A 16892-nucleotide genomic window follows, 5' to 3' on the forward strand; every position below is an offset into this window, starting at 1 on the left:
CGTACTTACTGCCTCCAGACTTAGTTTCCTCCTCCTCCCTACCGGTTAAATCCAAAAAGGCCCACTTCTATAAGACAAAGTGGGCCTTTTATTATCGTATCTAACTGACTTACAGTTGCGGAATCCGCAGTACCTGACCAGGGTAGATCAAATCCGGGCTTTTCAGCATTGGCTTATTTGCTTCGAAGATGATACCATATTTCATTGGGTCGCCATACACTTTCTTAGAAATAGCCGATAAGGTATCGCCTTCTTCAACTGTGTGAAACTTAGCCTCTGGTTCTGGGCTGTCGACTACCAACTGGTTATCAACAACCGTTACACCTTCCACATTACCAACTGCCAGGGCAATTTTCTCCGCGTCTTCCTGCTTGGCTACCCGGCCTTCGATGGTCACAGTATCGCCTTTAGTTTTGATCGTCAGCGCTTGATACGCGAGGCCAAGCTGCTTAACGTGGTTGAGTAAGGCACTGGCTTTCAGTGGCTCCGGATCAGCACTGGCAGGAGTTGCGGCTGGTGTTTCTTCTGACTTACCGAAGACTTTCTCACCAACACCTTTGAAAAAACTTAACAGACCCATATGTGTACAAAAAGATTAAGTGTGAAAAATTGGTTTAACACAGGCACAAACAACGCGCTTTCGCCCTACAAACCAACAGATAGACGAGGTTATTGTTCTAATGTCACCTTGTAACCGGGCAAAAACTCCTCATTAAACTCGAATGAATTCTATCTAATGCACCCACCGCTGAATAGAGTATAAGTACCTTTGTCTGAACAAAGTGTCAATCATTCGTATAATTTTTCTATTTTTTATGAAACTTCGCATTTCTTACCCGTTGCGTTGGATGGCCCTCCTTGGGCTTATGGCCAGTACAACAGGCTGTTATGAAGACGATCTAGCCCGGCGCACGGATCCAATATCGGCCGGAACAGCAAACTTTTTAAAATACGTGGCAGTAGGCAATTCCCTGACAGCCGGGTATGCCGATGGCGGCCTATACCGTGAAGGACAGCTTAACTCCTATCCGTCTATCCTAGCCCAGCAATTTCGACTGGTCAATGGGGGTACGTTCAACCAGCCTCTTTTCACTGCCGAACAAGCTGCAGGAACGGGTTACCTTAAATTGACCAGCCTGCCTACGGTAGCCTCAGGTGGCTTACCCGTTACAGCCCAGGTGGCCCCGCAGGCCGTTCGTGGCCTGGCTAATGGACAGCCGTTGTTTACTAAATATACGGGCCCTATCAACAACCTGGGTGTACCCGGTATTCGGATGGGCGATATTCAAACGCCCGGTTACGGCTCAGCCGCTGGCAATCCGTATTTCGAGCGTATCCTGCCCGATTTTACGCCAAACCGCACGTACCTGCAATATGTGGGGGATAACGTCGCCGACGCGACTTTCTTTTCGTGCTTCATGGGGAACAACGACGCCCTCGGTTACGCAACTACAGGAGGTGTTACGCCATTCACCCCAACGCCATTGTTCACGGCCAATTACACTGCACTGCTCGGCACGCTCAATGCCAATGGTCGGCAGGGAGTTGTAATTGGTATTCCGAAAGTCACTACGGCGGCGTTCTTCCAAACAGTAACACTGGCACAGATACTGGCGCGGGTAACAGCCGCCGTACAGGCAGCCAATCCGGGTGCACCAGCCGTTCCAGCCCTGGTTATTCAGTCTCCGCTAGCTCCGGGCGGTGTTCGTGCCACGAAAGCAGGTGATTTACTCCTACTGAGTCAACAAGCGGCTTACGCTACCATTGGTCGCACGGATGTTGGTACCAAAGTGGGTGCTTATGGCTTGTCAGCAACCAACCCACTGGCAAATCAGCTGGTACTCGACGCCGAAGAAGTGGCGGCAGTAAACGCCAAAATCGACGAGTATAACGGCATCATGAAAGCGCAGGCCGACGCCCGTAGCCTAGCGTGGGTCGATATCAACACGCTGACCACTCAGCTTGCCTCAGGTGGTGTTGTGCAGAACGGCGTTACCTTCAATCTCGGCTACATTCAGGGTGGCGTACTGAGCCTCGACGGCATCCACTTTACGCCTGCTGGCTACGCATTGCTAGCCAACGAGATCATAAAAAGCATCAATGCAAAGTACAGCGCCTCTGTTCCGCAGGTCGACGCAACGCGCTACCGCAAAGTGCTGGTTCAACCTTAACCACTCTCAGATGCAGCCTTCCGGTTCTGGTTTATCGGCTATTCGCCAATTCACTATACCGCTCGAAACAGGTTGGGTCTAACAGTCATTAATTAACACATGAGATATTCTTTCTATTCATTAACTGCTGCTCTGCTGTTGGCATCAACAGCATCAATGGCCCAATCGCTTGCCCAATCACCTATCCGGTCTATTGAAGTGGGCATAAAAGGCGGACCTACCTTTGTTCACGGATACACGACTATTCCAGCGCAGCCAACGGGTATCGTGGGCGTGCAGGTTCCGCAGATCGACAACAAACGCAATGGCACCGGTGTAGGGTATACAGGCGGCGCATTTGTCCGCTTCAATAATTACAGTCGGAAAGGGTATGTGCAGGTTGAGTTAACCTACAATAGGTACGTGCTCAAACAACGCACGAATCTGACTCTTGACGTAAACGCCAATTCGAGCCTGACTGCGCAGTTGCCAATCAGCTTTGCCCCTGGCCTTCTCAACGCCACGGTTGATGTTACGTCTGAATCATCAATCGAGTCGTTCAACGTACCTGTGCTGTTCGGGCGTCGCCTGCTGCGCGATCGCCTGCGGGTATACATGGGCCCAACCCTATTGTTTGTCAACAAATCGCAGGCGCAGCGCAGTACTCAGGGGCAGATTAATCCGAATGCTGCCATCGGTTTCGCGACTGCTATCCCGATTCCGGCCACGCCCGAAACAACCAACCTGTTGAGTCGTCGCGAAGCTGCTAATCTGGAGGTAAAACGGTTCAGCTGGGCGCTGGAAGCCGGATTGGGTGTATCACCTCTCCGCTGGCTCGACCTTGATGTACGGTATGCTGTTCCAGCGGGTGGCGTATACCGCGACACAAACATCAAGGGATTCCTGGGAATTGCTACCGTAACAGCAGGCATCAAGATTCCATAAAAACGACTGCCAACGTATCAACAAAAAGGGGCCGTACTAGTGTAGTACGGCCCCTTTTTGTTGATACGTTGGCAGTTCAGCTACAGTTCATACAGCTTAATCTACGCCTGACAACCGGTTTCTACGCCTTCGGCGGATAGTGGTTTTTAGCCTGCAACACTGTGGGTAGTTTTACATATGAACCTCTTAAACAACCAACTATCCTGTTATGATTTCATTCTGTCATGCTCCTGTCACCTCTCTACTGCCTGCCAATAAATCGGTTCGTGCAGTAGTCCCTACACACCTGGAACTCCCCTTCCGTAACCGGCTACTTGTCCTGAATTTTGCTGATATAGTCTGGCTGGAAGGAGCAGGCAACTATACGTACATCCATACTCGAGACAACAAGCGCTACCTTTCTTCGAAAACGTTAAAGCGACTCGAACCTGATTTGATGGACTCTGTTTTTTGCCGAGTGCACAAGTCGACCATTATAAATCTGGCGTATCTGGCTGAAACTAATTTCAGCGACACGCATCCATATCTCCTTCTGGAAGGCAACCAACCTATTGCCATTTCGCGCCGACGTCTTCCATTAACGCGTCGTCAGGTAAAGTGGTACCAGCGCATGACCACTGCCCGGCAGAATCTCGCCTGACACGTAGTTGAGATCACAAAAAAGCCACGCCTGAATTAGTCAGGCGTGGCTTTTAGTATTGACTTGTGGACTTGATTTACAGATCAGAAAAGTCGAAGCCCTCGAGAAAAGCGGTAGTGAAATTGCCCGATTGAAAACCAGGGTCATCCATCAACTTGATATGAAACGGAATTGTGGTTTTGATGCCTTCAATAACAAATTCCTGTAGGGCCCGCTTCATCCGGGTAAGCACCTCGGCCCGCGACTGACCAGAAACGATCAGCTTGGCAATCATCGAGTCATAGTTGGGTGGAATAACGTACCCGGTATACACGTGGCTGTCGATCCGAATACCATGTCCACCTGGAAAATGCAGGTTCGTGATTTTACCCGGCGATGGCCGGAAATTATTGGCCGGATCTTCGGCATTGATGCGGCACTCAAGCGCAAACAGTTTTGGCGTATAGTTGGCTCCTGAGATCGGTACGCCCGCCGCTACTTTGATCTGCTCTTTGATCAGATCGAAATCAGTTACCTCTTCCGTAATGGGGTGCTCTACCTGAATTCGGGTGTTCATCTCCATGAAGTAGAAATCACCGTGCTTATCCACCAGGAATTCAACCGTACCGGCCCCTTCGTACCCAATCGACTGAGCTCCCCGGATAGCCGCTTCACCCATGCGTGCCCGAAGGTCATCGGTCATGATAGGTGACGGTGTCTCTTCCAGCAATTTCTGGTGCCGCCGCTGAATTGAACAATCGCGCTCCGACAGATGGCATACCTTACCATACTGGTCGCCGACGATCTGAATTTCAATGTGACGGGGTTCCTCAACAAACTTTTCCAGATACAAGCCATCATTACCGAAGGCAGCCCCCGCTTCTGTACGAGCATCGTTCCAGGCTTTTTCGAAGTCGGCTTCGGCTTTAATAATCCGCATGCCCCGTCCGCCGCCACCTGCCGTGGCTTTAATAATTACGGGGTAGCCCATACCGGCGGCCAGCTCTTTTCCCTGTTCAATTGACTCTAAAAGGCCATCTGAACCCGGGATAACAGGAACACCTGCCGCGCGCATGCTAGCTTTCGCCGTAGCTTTATCGCCCATGCTATTGATCTGCTCGGCAGTGGCACCAATAAACTTGATACCGTAGTCGGCGCAGATTTGCGAGAACTCTGCATTCTCTGACAGAAAACCGTAACCCGGGTGAATCGCATCGGCCCCGGTTACTTCAGCTGCAGAAATGATACTCGGAATGTTGAGGTACGATTGGCGGCTTGCTGGTGGGCCAATGCACACCGCCTCGTCGGCAAAGCGAACGTGGAGGCTGTCGCGATCAGCTGTTGAGTAAACAGCCACCGTACGGATGCCCATTTCGCGGCAGGTACGAATGATCCGCAACGCAATCTCGCCCCGGTTAGCAATTAAGATTTTCTTGAACATAAAAAACAGTTTACCGTTTGCTGGTTGCCGTTTGCAGTTGCTTTGCCAACTCAATCATCGTAGATAAGCAAAGCAACTGTAAACGGCAACCAGCAAACAGCAAACTTAAATGGGTTCGACAATAAACAACGGCTGATCGTACTCGACAGGCGTAGCATTTTCAACCAGCACCTTCACGATACGGCCCGAGATCTCGGCTTCAATCTCATTGAAGAGCTTCATGGCCTCGATGATACAAACCACTTTACCAGGCTTGATCTCGTCACCCACCTCTGCGAACATAGGGGATTCAGGATTTGCCGACCGGTAGAATGTGCCAATCATTGGCGATTTGATGGTAACGTGGTTCGAAGCAGACGCCTCAGCAGCAACCGGAGCGGGTGCAGCCGCGGCAGGCGTAGCCACAGGTTGCGCCACAGGTGCTGCCACTGGGGCAGCCGGTAGCGGAGCTGGAGCCGAAGCAGCTATCACCGTTGGCGTTGCAGAACGCTTCACGTTGATCTTAAGCTCGCTAGTCTCAATTTTCACCTCATCGAGGCCTGATTTCGAGATGAAATCAATTAGTTGTTGAATGTCTTGTGTGCTCATATCTTGAAAAAAGGGTTTACCGTTTTCAGTTTGCTGTTTTCAGTTGCGCAGCTCGCGCGCTGCTTAGCTTGTTTGCGGCAGCATCGGAAACAGCAACTGAAAACGGTAAACTGCTTTTACTTAACTCGTTCCTGATATTCCCGTGTGCGGGTATCGACGCGGATTTTGTCGCCCTGATTAATGAACAAGGGGACGTTAATCATAGCCCCAGACTCTACCTCGACGCGCTTTTTGGCACCGCTCGATGTATCGCCTTTCAGACCTGGCTCAGCATAAGTTACCTCTAATTCTACCGAGACAGGTAGCTCGCAGGTTAAGGGGGTGTCGTTTTCGGCATTCATCAGAATCTCTACCTCCTGACCTTCCCGCATCAGATCAGACTGATCAAGGATTTTCTCATCGATATTAATCTGATCGAATGTTTCCTGATCCATGAAGTTATAACCTGCCTCATCTTTGTAGAGATACTGGAATTTTCGACGTTCAACCCGAACTGGAATAATTGTTGCTCCAGAGTTAAAGGTATTGTCGATAACCCGGCCAGTGGTCAGGCTTTTCAGCTTCGTACGAACGAAAGCGGCACCTTTGCCGGGCTTAACGTGTTGAAATTCAACAATCTGAAATAGGTCGTAGTTATGATTGATAACTAAGCCGTTCCGAATATCTGCGGTCGTTGCCATAAAAAATAGTTGTCAGTTGTCAGCCTTCAGTTGCTTCATTTGTTGATAAAGATGACTTTGCAGCGCAACTGAAGACTGAAGACTGCAAACTGCAAATTCATTTAGTAGGCCCACTTCACGTATACTGCCGACCAGGTGAACCCGCCGCCAAAGGCTGCAAGCACCAAGTTATCGCCTTTGGTCAACCGCGACTCATAGTCAAACAGGCAGAGTGGAATAGTGGCAGCTGTGGTGTTGCCATACTTATGAATATTGAGCATCACCTTGTCTGAACCAATTCCCATTCTGTTGGCCGTGGCGTCGATAATTCGTTTGTTAGCCTGATGCGGCACCAACCACGCCACATCGCCTCCATCGAGGTTGTTTCGCTGCATGATCTCGGCAGATACGTCAGCCATGTTTTTCACGGCAAACTTAAACACCGATGGACCGTCCTGATACACATAATGCCATCGCTTTTCAACGGTTTCGTGTGTGGGTGGGTACCGGCTACCACCTGCTTTCTGGAACAAGTGATACTGCCCTACACCGTCTGAACGGATGATCGAGTCAATTACACCATATCCGTCTTCAGCCGCTTCGAGCAATACAGCGCCAGCGCCGTCGCCGAATAGCACACAGGTTGTGCGGTCTGTATAATCGGTAATGGCCGACATTTTATCGGCCCCCACAACGATCACCTTGCGGTATTTGCCGCTTTCAATAAACTGTGTTCCTACGGTTAGTGCATATAGGAAACCTGAACAGGCAGCCTGGATATCGAAACTGCCCACATTACGAATACCCGTCATCTCGCAGATGAGCGTTGCAGTGGCCGGGAAAACGTAGTCGGGGGTAACGGTAGCACAGATGAGTAAGTCAACTTCTTCGGGGGCCGTGTTGGTTTTCGCCAGTAGCCCACGAACAGCCTCAGCGCCCATGTGCGAACTTCCCATACCTTCTCCCTTGAGTATGTGGCGTTCTTTGATGCCCGTGCGGGAGGTGATCCACTCATCGTTGGTATCGACCATCCGCTCCAGTTCGGCATTGGTCAATATATAGTCAGGTACGTAGCCATGGACACCGGTAATTGCTGCTTTCATCATATAGTATGTTACGGGAGACTCACTTAAGCGCCAAGGCAATTTTTGTGTGGGCATCTGCCTCTACCTGCCGAATGGCCAGCGTGAGCATATTTTTAATTGCCGTAGGTGAGGAGATACCATGGGCAATGATAACGTTACCGTTCACGCCAATTATTGGGCTCCCACCAATGGATTCATAGTTGGTCCGATCAATGAAATCGTCTTTTAGCCCTCGCTGTGTGGCCACGGCAAAAAAAGACTCTCCAAGCTTGAACAGGGAGTTACCGGTGAAACCATCTGTAACGATGACATCTGCACGGTTCATGAACATGTCTTTCCCTTCAATGTTGCCAACAAAGTTGATGCGACGCGATTCTTTCAGAAGTTGGTGAGCGGCCTGCGCCACGAGCGAACCTTTCTGTTCCTCTTCGCCGATATTCATCAGGGCCACCCGGGGAACATCGATGCCAAACATGTGCTTTGTATAGATCGAGCCGAGTTCACCAAACTGAGCCAGCATTTCGGGCTTGCAATCGGCATTGGCCCCTATATCGAGCATTACGGCCGTGCTACCGTCTATTTGGGGTACAAAACCTGCAATACAGGGCCGAATAACACCTTCAATGGCTTTGATGCTGAACAGAGCGCCCACGTGCATAGCCCCGGTGTTTCCTGCACTACAGAACGCGTCTATCTGGCGTTCTTTTAATAATTTGAACCCAATGCTGATGGTCGAATTAGGTTTTTGTGACAGGGCTTTGGTTGGGTGCTCGCCCATTCCAATCACTTCATCAGCCTGGATTAGCGTGATAGCTTGATGATTAGTCAATCCCAATCGGTCAAGTTGTGCTGTTAGTACTGCTTCAGGGCCAATCAACACAAGGGTAACATCATCGGGCAGACCAGCTTTTATGGCAGCAGCAACGCCTTCTATAATTGCTTCCGGCGCAAAATCGCCACCCAGGGCATCCACGGCAATCTTCATTTTATCGAGCAGCTTAATGTGCCAATATCCGGCAGAGTTAGGTATTGGGCGCGTAAAATTAGTAGCCGAGGGGCAATAAAAAAGTATTCCGCGTTCATCTTAGACCCGATGTCGGCGAAATACTTTCTCACTTCATGCGATGAATGTACCGCAGGAAGGTGCTTTTTCGGCGAAAAAACCCTCCCCGGCAGAGTCGGGAACCAACCGGGCTTTACACCGTAGGTCGGTATCCTTCAACAATCATTTTGCCACGATAGAAGAGGTTACCCTCAAATACATGGGCGTGGTGACGCTCGTGAACTTCACCCGTTGTTGAATCAGTAGCCAGCGTTACAGCTTCTACTTTGTAGTGGGTCCGGCGTTTGTCGCGGCGAGTAGTCGAGTGGCGGCGTTTGGGGTGTGCCATAAGTAGTTATCAGTTTGACGTTTGATGTTTGGGGTTTCCATCGATTGTACACCTAGACACCTTGCGGCGGGATAACAACTCGAACCGGTAAACCGGCAAACGCCAAACAGTTGTTTTAGTTATTACTCAATTTACGCAGGGCCTCCCAACGGGGATCCACCACGGTTTTTTCTTCGTTTGTTTCATCCTCCTCAGCTTCAGTTGCTGCGTCAGACGAATAAATCAATTTACCATCCAGTTGATCATCGTCCTGGTCTTCCTCACGAAAACGGGGATGAAGTCCTCTCATTGGCATCGACAACACGATGTAATCGAATATGTAGCGGGCTACGTTGATGGTTGCGGTGTTCCGCTCGATCAGTTCGATTTCGTCGGTTAGCTCCTCATTGCGATCGGCGAACTTCAAAAACAGCGTTTGACGCGTATCTATATGTTCATCGTACAAATCGAGGCTCCGGTCACAGGTACGTTCCACTGATCCAGTGATCGAAAAGTCCAGACGAATCATGGTCTCTGACTTATCAAGGGTCAGGTGCGTCTGCACCTCACCTTTTTTAATCAGCTGTTGCTCAAGGGCTTGAAAAAACGCTTCGCCCGACGAATAGTCGTATTCGTAGCGTTTTGGCTCCAAACCAATGATATTGATATCGTATTGCCGCAGTTCGTTCACCTCAATCATTCGCTAACAAGGCCGCAAAGATACGAATCGTTTGCGAATTGGGGAAGATGCACACAGGAATTTACACCTAAACCGCCTTGCTGGTCAGCTTTTGCTTCACAAACTGAACGATAATTGGCATCAGTGACAGCCCGACAATACCGAATACAACGATCTCGAAGTTCTTCTGCACAATTTCGAGGTTACCAAAGAAGTAGCCCAGCAGCGTGATGCTCACTACCCACAACACAGCACCGATTATACAGTTCTTTATATAGGTACTGTAATTCATGCTGCCAGCCCCGGCTACGAACGGCGCAATTGTGCGCACGATTGGAATGAACCGGGCAATAATCACCGTACGTCCTCCGTGCTTAGCGTAAAACTTCTCGGTTTCGGTGATGTATTCACGTTTAAAAAACAGGATACGCTCGCGCGACTTGATCTGCGTGCCTAATTTACGACCCACGAAATAGTTAACATTATCGCCCAGCAGAGCCGCTACAATAAGCAACGGGATGATGATCGCCACATTCAGCTCATTCGTATCACGGGCTGCCAGCGCACCGGCGGCAAAGAGTAACGAATCACCTGGTAACAGAGGCATCACGATCAGGCCTGTCTCGGTGAAAACGATCAGGAACAGAATGGCGTACAGCAGCACACCGTACTCATTAGCCCACAGATCGAGAAACTTGTCGAGGTGGAGCAGGAAATCGAGGAGAGATTTAATTATTTCCATGGGGACGAAAAGAAATCTGAAGAGTCGTTATATATAGGTAGGATGCAGTCTGTAAAAGTTAATCTGACCAGGCGGTGCTGCCTGCTCTACCAGGGTTACCCAGCTAAACCGACTTTTCAGACGCTCACGCTATTTGTCCAGGAAGAAGCTGAATGTATCGCCACGGAGTCCCAGCCGAATAGTTTCGAGTGGAATAATTTCGTTGGGAGCGATGTTACCGACGTTCACATTGGCGCCCAGTAGCTTCACAAACCAAACCTGCTGTTCTTTCTGAGGGGCTTCCCAAATGATTTTTTCCGACGGAATCTGAGTCAGGATTTCTTCAACCAGCCCCTGACGTACCTCACCACTGGCGCGGAACAGACCAACCGTACCACCCTCGCGGGCTTCGCCGATCACTTTCCAGGCCCCCGCTTCGAGTTCGGTGGTCATCAGTTTGATCCATTTATAAGGAGGAATAATTTTGGCCTCGTCTTTCGAGCCTACCTCCGACAACACGGTTACCTGCTGGGCCAGCGTACGAATGTATTCACATTTCTCGTCGGGATCCATCTCCAGGGAGCCGTCTGATACTTCAGCGAATTTGAGATCGTATTTATCGAGCAGCCTGCGGTAATCCTCAAACTGGTTTCGGACCACAAACGCTTCGAATAAGGTACCGCCAAAATAGACGGGGATACCCGCAGCTTTGTAGGCGTCGAGTTTCTGTTGTAGGTTGGGCGTGACAAAAGAAGTAGCCCAGCCGAGCTTAACGATGTCGATATAGTCTGCTGACATCGACAACATATCTTCTACCTCGCGCAGGCTGAGGCCTTTGTCCATAACCATCGTAAACCCACTGTGGCGTGGTTTTGCGGTGCGTTCAGGAATTTGAGTTAACGTATAATTCATTCGATCTTGTACGGGTACATGTTATCGTATAATCGCGCAAAAGTAGCAAGACTTACCAGAAACTCACAATTAAATACACACATACACGCCGTTTTAGGCGGTATAGCTTAGTTAAGTGCTATTTTCGTTCTATGGAAATAAACCAAAGACTTGCCGTATTTCAGGCCCTGATCGGCCAACCGATGAATCAGAGCCCCTCGGGCGTAGGGCGCTGGCTAAACGGTACACTAATAGAGGTCGATGAGGGGCGAATTGTGGCCAGGTACGTTGTACGCGACGATATGGTGAACCCTATGCAGGTATTACATGGAGGTGCAGCTTCGGCTATTCTGGATGATCTGTGCGGCTTAACTGTGTTTGCGATGGGCCGTGAGTTTGCCTTCACCTCGGTAAACTTAGCCATAGACTTTCTGAATGCGGCCCGTCTAGGCGACGAACTCACTGCCGAAGCCAATGTAGTGCGGGCCGGGCGAAACATCATTCATGTGGAGGGCCGAATTACCAGCGCCACCGGCAAATTGATTGCCAAGTGTAGCACCAACTTGGTGCAGACGGGCATCAAGCTTTAGTCTGTTCTATATGGTTTATGGGTGCGTCACTTCATCAAACAACTCACGACTGAGTGGCTTAACCACAAACCTCGACCAACAAACGACAAACTAATTTTTTTTTCCTACCTTTGCACCCTCATTTTCAATATACACACGAATCATGTACGCAATCGTAGAGATCGCAGGGCAGCAATTTAAAATCGAGAAGGGCCGCTTCATCTATACCCACAGACTGGGTGGTGACGTGGACGCTGCACTTGCCTCCGACCAGGTGAAAGTTCTCCTGGTTGACAACGAAGGTGCGATTACCGTTGGTGCTCCTACAGTAGCAGGCGCAACGGTATCGGCCACAATCGTCGAGCACCTGAAAGGCGAAAAAGTTATCGTCTTCAAAAAGAAACGCCGGAAAGGGTACAAGAAGAAAAACGGCCACCGTCAGTACCTGACTAAACTGCAAATCAACGACATCACCGTCTAAAACTAGTTTGACGTTTGTTGTTTGACGTTTGAGGTTGCCCTGCAAGTTTGCCAAGCAACATCGAACGCCAACCGTCAGACATCAAACCATTTCCTAAAAAATGGCACACAAGAAAGGCGTCGGTAGTTCTAGGAACGGCCGTGACAGCATCAGCAAGCGACTGGGCGTCAAATTATTCGGTGGTCAGAAGGCCATCGCAGGTAACATCATCATTCGTCAGCGTGGTACAAAGCACCACCCCGGCAAAAACGTAGGTATGGGCAAAGACCACACCCTGTTTGCGCTCGTTGACGGCACGGTTCTATTCACGAAAGGCCGGGCTGACCGGTCAATGGTGAATATCGTTCCGGCTTCAGAAGTAGCAGCTCCAGTAGCTGTTGCAGCTGAGTAGATTCAAACCTAGTACAGAAAGGAACCGCTTGTTTGACCAACAGGCGGTTTTTTCATGCCCGTATGCTGCCATCCTGCCTACGAACCTTTCCTGTTAGTGTAGGTTCATTTCTGTAAATCGGTTGCACCGCTCGGTTGCCACCGGTAACTTCGGGCCTTCATACAATCAACCTATATGGATCAACTGTTTACGGCAGAAGCCATTGTTAGCCTGCTCACCCTCACGTTTCTGGAAATCGTGCTGGGTATCGACAACATCATTTTTATTTCTATTGCTGCCAACAAATTATCGCCATCCGACCAGCCCAAAGCACGTAACATTGGTTTATTGCTGGCCATGATTTTCCGGGTGGCCCTGCTATTTGGTATATCCGTGTTGATTTCGCTCAGTAAACCGTTTATGCACATCGATACAAAGTGGCTGGTGGCAGCCCCTACCGGACAGAGTATCATTCTATTTGTGGGAGGGTTATTCCTGTTGTACAAGGCAACCTCTGAGATTCATCATAAACTGGAGGGTGACCCGCATAATGATGAAGTACAGGCGAATGACAAAAAAACGGGTAAAGCAACCGTTTCCAGCGTAGTTGCGCAGATTGCCATCATCAATGTTGTTTTCTCGATTGACTCGATCCTGACGGCAGTTGGCCTCACGCAAAACGTAACCGTGATGATTATCGCCGTAGTGTTGTCCGTAGTGATTATGATGTTTTTTGCTGGTCCCGTTGGTCGTTTTGTCAATGAGCACCCAAGCGTTCAAATGCTGGGGCTGGCTTTCCTGATCATGATTGGCTTTATGCTCATTGCCGAAGGCGCACACCTGTCTGAAGTTGTCTTCTTCAACGCCCCCGTCGGTGTGGTACCCAAGGGCTATCTGTATTTCGCCATTGCCTTCTCGTTACTGGTCGAGTTTCTGAATATGAAACTCCGCAAAAACCAGAAACCCATTCACATGCGGGGATACGAAGAACAGGCTAGCCGTGAAGGACTGATTTAGCGTTAATACTGCCGAATTAAGAAGCAGGAATACTGGTTCATTGAACGCATCTCATTCTTGCTTCTTACTTCTTAATTGCCTGCCAATTGCCCCTCACCGATCAACTACAAACCATTATTGATAGCCTTAGCGGCATTGGCGCTGAAGGCTGGCTGACGCTGGTTTTCTGCGGCTTGCTAATTGCTGAACTGGTGCTAATTCGGCGCGGAGACGAGCGACAAACACGTACCTGGCTTACTGGCCTGACGCTGGCAGGGTTGCTACTCGCTGGTGGAGTAGCCGCTATGGAGACGTACCGGGGCGGTATGTTTCTTGACCTTCTTTTTCTCGACAATCAGGCTATCCTTATAAAAGGAGTTGTCGCGTTGGGCGCTATAGCTGTGGTTCTTTGGGAAACGGGCGTTTGGTCTACTGATGCAGAAGCCAGCTTTGCACCGCAACGGAAACTCCCAACCGAATGGTATGCGTTGCTGACCGCCTTGGTACTCGGGCTATTCCTGCTCTCGATGGCCGTTAACCTGCTATCGATCTACCTCTGCCTTGAGCTGGTTTCGCTCAGTTCATACCTCTTAACAGGCCTTGTTGGCGACCGGAAGGCGTCGGAAGGTGGCCTGAAATACCTGCTCTTTGGTGCTGTTAGTTCGGCTGTGATGCTCTACGGCATGTCACTGCTCTACGGCCTGACTGGTACACTCGACATCACCAGCACAGTGTTCGGCATTGAACTCGCCAAAAGCGGGACGATTGGCCTGATTGCCGGGCTGTTAACAATGGCGGGCCTGCTGTTTAAGTTATCGGCAGTGCCCTTCCAAGTCTGGACGCCCGATGCCTACGAAGCCGCTCCAGTCCCGGTTGCAGCTTTCTTTTCTATTGGCCCAAAAGCGGCCGCTCTGCTCGTGCTGATGCGCCTCCTGTCGGCGATGCCGGTAGGTGGTATGCAAACTCCACTGGCTATGGTAGCCCTCGCCGGAATCTTGATCGGTAACCTGTCGGCACTCAGACAAACCGACGCCAAACGAATGCTGGCCTATTCAACCATTGCGCAGGCGGGTTTCGTGCTTGTGGGCGTAGTGGCCCTATCCGACACGGGGTTTCAGGCAGCAATCTTCTACACGGCAACGTACCTGTTTATCTCATTAGCTGCCTTCTTTCTGATCGACGCCCTGGCACTAAACGGATCGCTGCGTATCGCTGATTTCGCCGGGCGTATGAGCGCATCGCCTCTGCTTACCTTCTGTCTGGTCGTTGTGGCGCTGGCGCTGACCGGGCTACCCCCAACGGTTGGTTTTACGGCCAAATTATTTTCCTTCTCGGCCCTGCTTAGTGCTTACCAGTCCACGGGTAATCCCTGGCTCATCTGGTTATTCGGGTTAGGGCTGGCCAATGCCGTTATCTCCCTGTTTTACTACATCCGAATTCCGTTTCTGCTCATCTTCCGGCCCTTTGTTGGCGACGTACCTGGTCAGCCCACTGCCAATACTCCGGTGAAACTGACCGTCGCCCAATGGGTGGCGCTAGCTATTACAGTCCCTCCTGTTGTGCTACTGTTTATCAGGCCCGAGTGGATTCTTCAGCTAATCGCCAATTTTTAAGCTAGACTATGCTCCATTACCTCATCGAAACCCTTGGCTGGGTTGCTTCTGTACTGATTGTCGGAGCCTACTTCCTCAATATTCAGGGTCGTTTAGATGCCAAAGATCCCAGGTACGTCTGGGCTAATCTGGTAGGGGGCCTGTTCTTTATTGTGAACACGTACTACCACGGGGCCTATCCATCGGCGCTGGTCAATGTGGTCTGGGTGCTGATCGCTGTTTTCTCGCTTATGAGACGCAGAACAGTATAAAACGAAACGAGGCGATCAGGAATGATCGCCTCGTTTCGTTTTATACTGTTTATTAACAGTCAATGCGTATGTACTAATCGGTGCTGGCGCAGATTGAACAGGTGCGAAATGACCAGACCTGCCGAAGCAGCATAGGCTATGTATTCAAAGAAAGGACTGACGTCTTCCAGCAGTAAGCCAACCGAAAACAAGAATAAAAAGCCCCATAAGGCTGTTCGGATGGCAGACGACGTATGTTGGCGTGCGGCAAAGTAGACAGCGACAATGTTGACGGCAATGAACACGTAATCCAGACTCAAAAAGCCTGCCCGCAGGGTATCATCACGAAACAGATTGGATGTCATTACCAGCACAGGGGCGGTCAGGCAATGAATAAGACACAATACCGATCCCGTAATGCCAATGTAATCGGCTTTCTTATCAACAACGTTGTCCAACTTCATAATCAAATCTAATTCTGTTGTGCAAAAGTAAGTTGTTAACTAGCGCAAATGCAATAAGGTTGCAAATTAATTTGCAACAACGTTGCGTTTACGTATGTTTGCATCGTAAAACTCGACAGCATTACAATGCATCAACAAATCAAAAAGCACATCTCGGTCGCCGGCTGGGCACTGGCCCTCGGTAGTTTACTCATGTTGAATGGCTGCAAAAAAGCTACAGAGCCAGAACCGGCAGACGAGAATGAGCTCATCACAACCGTGGTTCTTCGCTTCACTGAGCAGGGAACAACTAACTCGCAGTCATTCACCTTCCAGGATAAAGATGGCGACGGTGGTGCCGCACCAACCAAGTTCGATTCAGTTACGCTGACTGCCAGTAAAAGCTACAGCCTAACGGTTGAGGTACTGGATGAGAGCAAAACGCCAGCCGAAAGCATTACCGATGAAATCCGGGAAAAGAAAGACGAGCACCTGTTCGTATTCGCGGCTACTCCTGCTACTCTGCTCACCTACACTTATGGCGATGTCGACAGCCGGAACTTTCCTGTGGGCTTAACAGGATTAGCACGTACTGGTACAGCGGGCACTGGGCAGTTCAATGTACGTCTGCGGCACCAACCACCCGTAAATGGTGTAGCCGTTAAAAATGGAACAGCATCCCCTGGCTCCGACGACATCAATCTTAACTTCAACCTGCTGGTACGGTAGTTTTAGGCGTACTAGGTGACATCTCCGGCTCTATTCGCTAAATAACAGTTGACTCAATTGACCAGCGATCAACAAAAAAAAAGCAACCCCGTTCGTAGTCTGGTAAGCGGCAGTTGTAGACGGCTGGCGATTATGAAGATAAGACGCACCGTTAACCATCCAACTCCAATAACGGGCGTCGAATAGGTAAGGGACAAGAATAAGTATTACAAGCAATAAGGCTGAAAGGCCCTCAGGTAGAACTAATCAAGTTGCTACCTGAGGGCCTTTTTCTTTGTTCGATTGATACCTTACAGCCTATGCAAAATCTCGC

21 protein-coding genes are annotated in these 16892 nt (G+C 49.9%); 10 read left to right on the top strand and 11 right to left on the bottom strand.

What is annotated here, in order from left to right:
- Nucleotides 1-109: 109 nt before the first annotated feature.
- Nucleotides 110-580 (bottom strand): peptidoglycan-binding protein LysM, encoded by a 471-nt coding sequence (lysM, locus tag F7231_RS20845; RefSeq protein ID WP_085412888.1) that lies wholly within the window; start codon nt 578-580, stop codon nt 110-112.
- A 235-nt stretch (nt 581-815) separates the two neighbouring features.
- Between lysM and F7231_RS20850 the strand changes: the two genes are divergently transcribed.
- The 3 genes from F7231_RS20850 (at nt 816) to F7231_RS20860 (ending at nt 3735) form a co-directional block, all read left to right on the top strand.
- On the top strand, nt 816-2171 hold the full coding sequence (locus tag F7231_RS20850) for an SGNH/GDSL hydrolase family protein (RefSeq protein WP_085412887.1): 1356 nt from the start codon (nt 816-818) through the stop codon (nt 2169-2171).
- A 99-nt stretch (nt 2172-2270) separates the two neighbouring features.
- Complete coding sequence (locus tag F7231_RS20855) at nt 2271-3095, top strand: outer membrane beta-barrel protein (protein ID WP_085412886.1); 825 nt, start codon at nt 2271-2273, stop codon at nt 3093-3095.
- A 208-nt stretch (nt 3096-3303) separates the two neighbouring features.
- Nucleotides 3304-3735, top strand: a complete 432-nt coding sequence (locus tag F7231_RS20860; protein ID WP_085412885.1) for a LytR/AlgR family response regulator transcription factor — start codon at nt 3304-3306, stop codon at nt 3733-3735.
- 76 nt (nt 3736-3811) lie between these two features.
- On the opposite strand, the gene accC is transcribed toward F7231_RS20860, so the two are convergent.
- From accC to F7231_RS20905, 9 genes are all read right to left on the bottom strand, one after another.
- Entirely contained in the window at nt 3812-5155 is a 1344-nt protein-coding gene (gene accC, locus F7231_RS20865; RefSeq protein WP_085412884.1) for an acetyl-CoA carboxylase biotin carboxylase subunit, read from the bottom strand.
- Between the two features lie 105 nt (nt 5156-5260).
- On the bottom strand, nt 5261-5743 hold the full coding sequence (gene accB / locus F7231_RS20870; protein ID WP_166693406.1) for an acetyl-CoA carboxylase biotin carboxyl carrier protein: 483 nt from the start codon (nt 5741-5743) through the stop codon (nt 5261-5263).
- Nucleotides 5744-5859: 116 nt separating this feature from the next.
- Complete coding sequence (gene efp, locus F7231_RS20875) at nt 5860-6423, bottom strand: elongation factor P (protein WP_085412882.1); 564 nt, start codon at nt 6421-6423, stop codon at nt 5860-5862.
- 101 nt (nt 6424-6524) lie between these two features.
- Nucleotides 6525-7508 (bottom strand): beta-ketoacyl-ACP synthase III, encoded by a 984-nt coding sequence (locus F7231_RS20880; RefSeq protein WP_085412881.1) that lies wholly within the window; start codon nt 7506-7508, stop codon nt 6525-6527.
- Nucleotides 7509-7527: 19 nt separating this feature from the next.
- Entirely contained in the window at nt 7528-8472 is a 945-nt protein-coding gene (plsX, locus tag F7231_RS20885) for a phosphate acyltransferase PlsX (RefSeq protein WP_085412880.1), read from the bottom strand.
- Nucleotides 8473-8683: 211 nt separating this feature from the next.
- On the bottom strand, nt 8684-8878 hold the full coding sequence (gene rpmF, locus F7231_RS20890; protein ID WP_085412879.1) for a 50S ribosomal protein L32: 195 nt from the start codon (nt 8876-8878) through the stop codon (nt 8684-8686).
- A 115-nt stretch (nt 8879-8993) separates the two neighbouring features.
- Nucleotides 8994-9548, bottom strand: a complete 555-nt coding sequence (locus F7231_RS20895; RefSeq protein WP_166693516.1) for a YceD family protein — start codon at nt 9546-9548, stop codon at nt 8994-8996.
- A gap of 76 nt (nt 9549-9624) precedes the next feature.
- A complete protein-coding gene (locus F7231_RS20900; RefSeq protein WP_085412878.1) occupies nt 9625-10278 on the bottom strand; it encodes a DedA family protein in 654 nt (217 codons plus the stop codon).
- Between the two features lie 129 nt (nt 10279-10407).
- Nucleotides 10408-11169: a phosphosulfolactate synthase gene (locus F7231_RS20905; protein WP_085412877.1), complete on the bottom strand. Its 762-nt coding sequence runs from the start codon at nt 11167-11169 to the stop codon at nt 10408-10410.
- 131 nt (nt 11170-11300) lie between these two features.
- Between F7231_RS20905 and F7231_RS20910 the strand changes: the two genes are divergently transcribed.
- From F7231_RS20910 to F7231_RS20935, 6 genes are all read left to right on the top strand, one after another.
- Nucleotides 11301-11738, top strand: coding sequence for a PaaI family thioesterase (locus F7231_RS20910; protein ID WP_166693407.1), 438 nt, complete (start codon nt 11301-11303; stop codon nt 11736-11738).
- 142 nt (nt 11739-11880) lie between these two features.
- Nucleotides 11881-12198 carry a 50S ribosomal protein L21 gene (gene rplU / locus F7231_RS20915; RefSeq protein ID WP_085412875.1) on the top strand — a complete coding sequence of 106 codons (318 nt, stop codon included), beginning with the start codon at nt 11881-11883 and terminating at the stop codon, nt 12196-12198.
- Nucleotides 12199-12298: 100 nt separating this feature from the next.
- The gene (rpmA, locus tag F7231_RS20920) at nt 12299-12589 is read left to right on the top strand and encodes a 50S ribosomal protein L27 (protein ID WP_085412874.1); all 291 of its coding nucleotides are present in this window, start codon (nt 12299-12301) and stop codon (nt 12587-12589) included.
- 174 nt (nt 12590-12763) lie between these two features.
- Complete coding sequence (locus F7231_RS20925) at nt 12764-13585, top strand: TerC family protein (protein WP_085412873.1); 822 nt, start codon at nt 12764-12766, stop codon at nt 13583-13585.
- Nucleotides 13586-13671: 86 nt separating this feature from the next.
- The gene (locus tag F7231_RS20930) at nt 13672-15177 is read left to right on the top strand and encodes an NADH-quinone oxidoreductase subunit N (RefSeq protein WP_166693408.1); all 1506 of its coding nucleotides are present in this window, start codon (nt 13672-13674) and stop codon (nt 15175-15177) included.
- Between the two features lie 8 nt (nt 15178-15185).
- Nucleotides 15186-15428 carry a CBU_0592 family membrane protein gene (locus tag F7231_RS20935; RefSeq protein ID WP_085412871.1) on the top strand — a complete coding sequence of 81 codons (243 nt, stop codon included), beginning with the start codon at nt 15186-15188 and terminating at the stop codon, nt 15426-15428.
- A 59-nt stretch (nt 15429-15487) separates the two neighbouring features.
- Here the strand turns inward: F7231_RS20935 and F7231_RS20940 are convergent, their stop codons facing one another.
- Nucleotides 15488-15871: a MerC domain-containing protein gene (locus tag F7231_RS20940; protein ID WP_166693409.1), complete on the bottom strand. Its 384-nt coding sequence runs from the start codon at nt 15869-15871 to the stop codon at nt 15488-15490.
- Nucleotides 15872-15997: 126 nt separating this feature from the next.
- Between F7231_RS20940 and F7231_RS20945 the strand changes: the two genes are divergently transcribed.
- Nucleotides 15998-16579, top strand: coding sequence for a hypothetical protein (locus tag F7231_RS20945; RefSeq protein WP_166693410.1), 582 nt, complete (start codon nt 15998-16000; stop codon nt 16577-16579).
- Nucleotides 16580-16892: the final 313 nt, after the last annotated feature.

It is taken from the genome of Fibrivirga algicola, assembly GCF_011742925.1.
Lineage (GTDB): Bacteria > Bacteroidota > Bacteroidia > Cytophagales > Spirosomataceae > Fibrella > Fibrella algicola.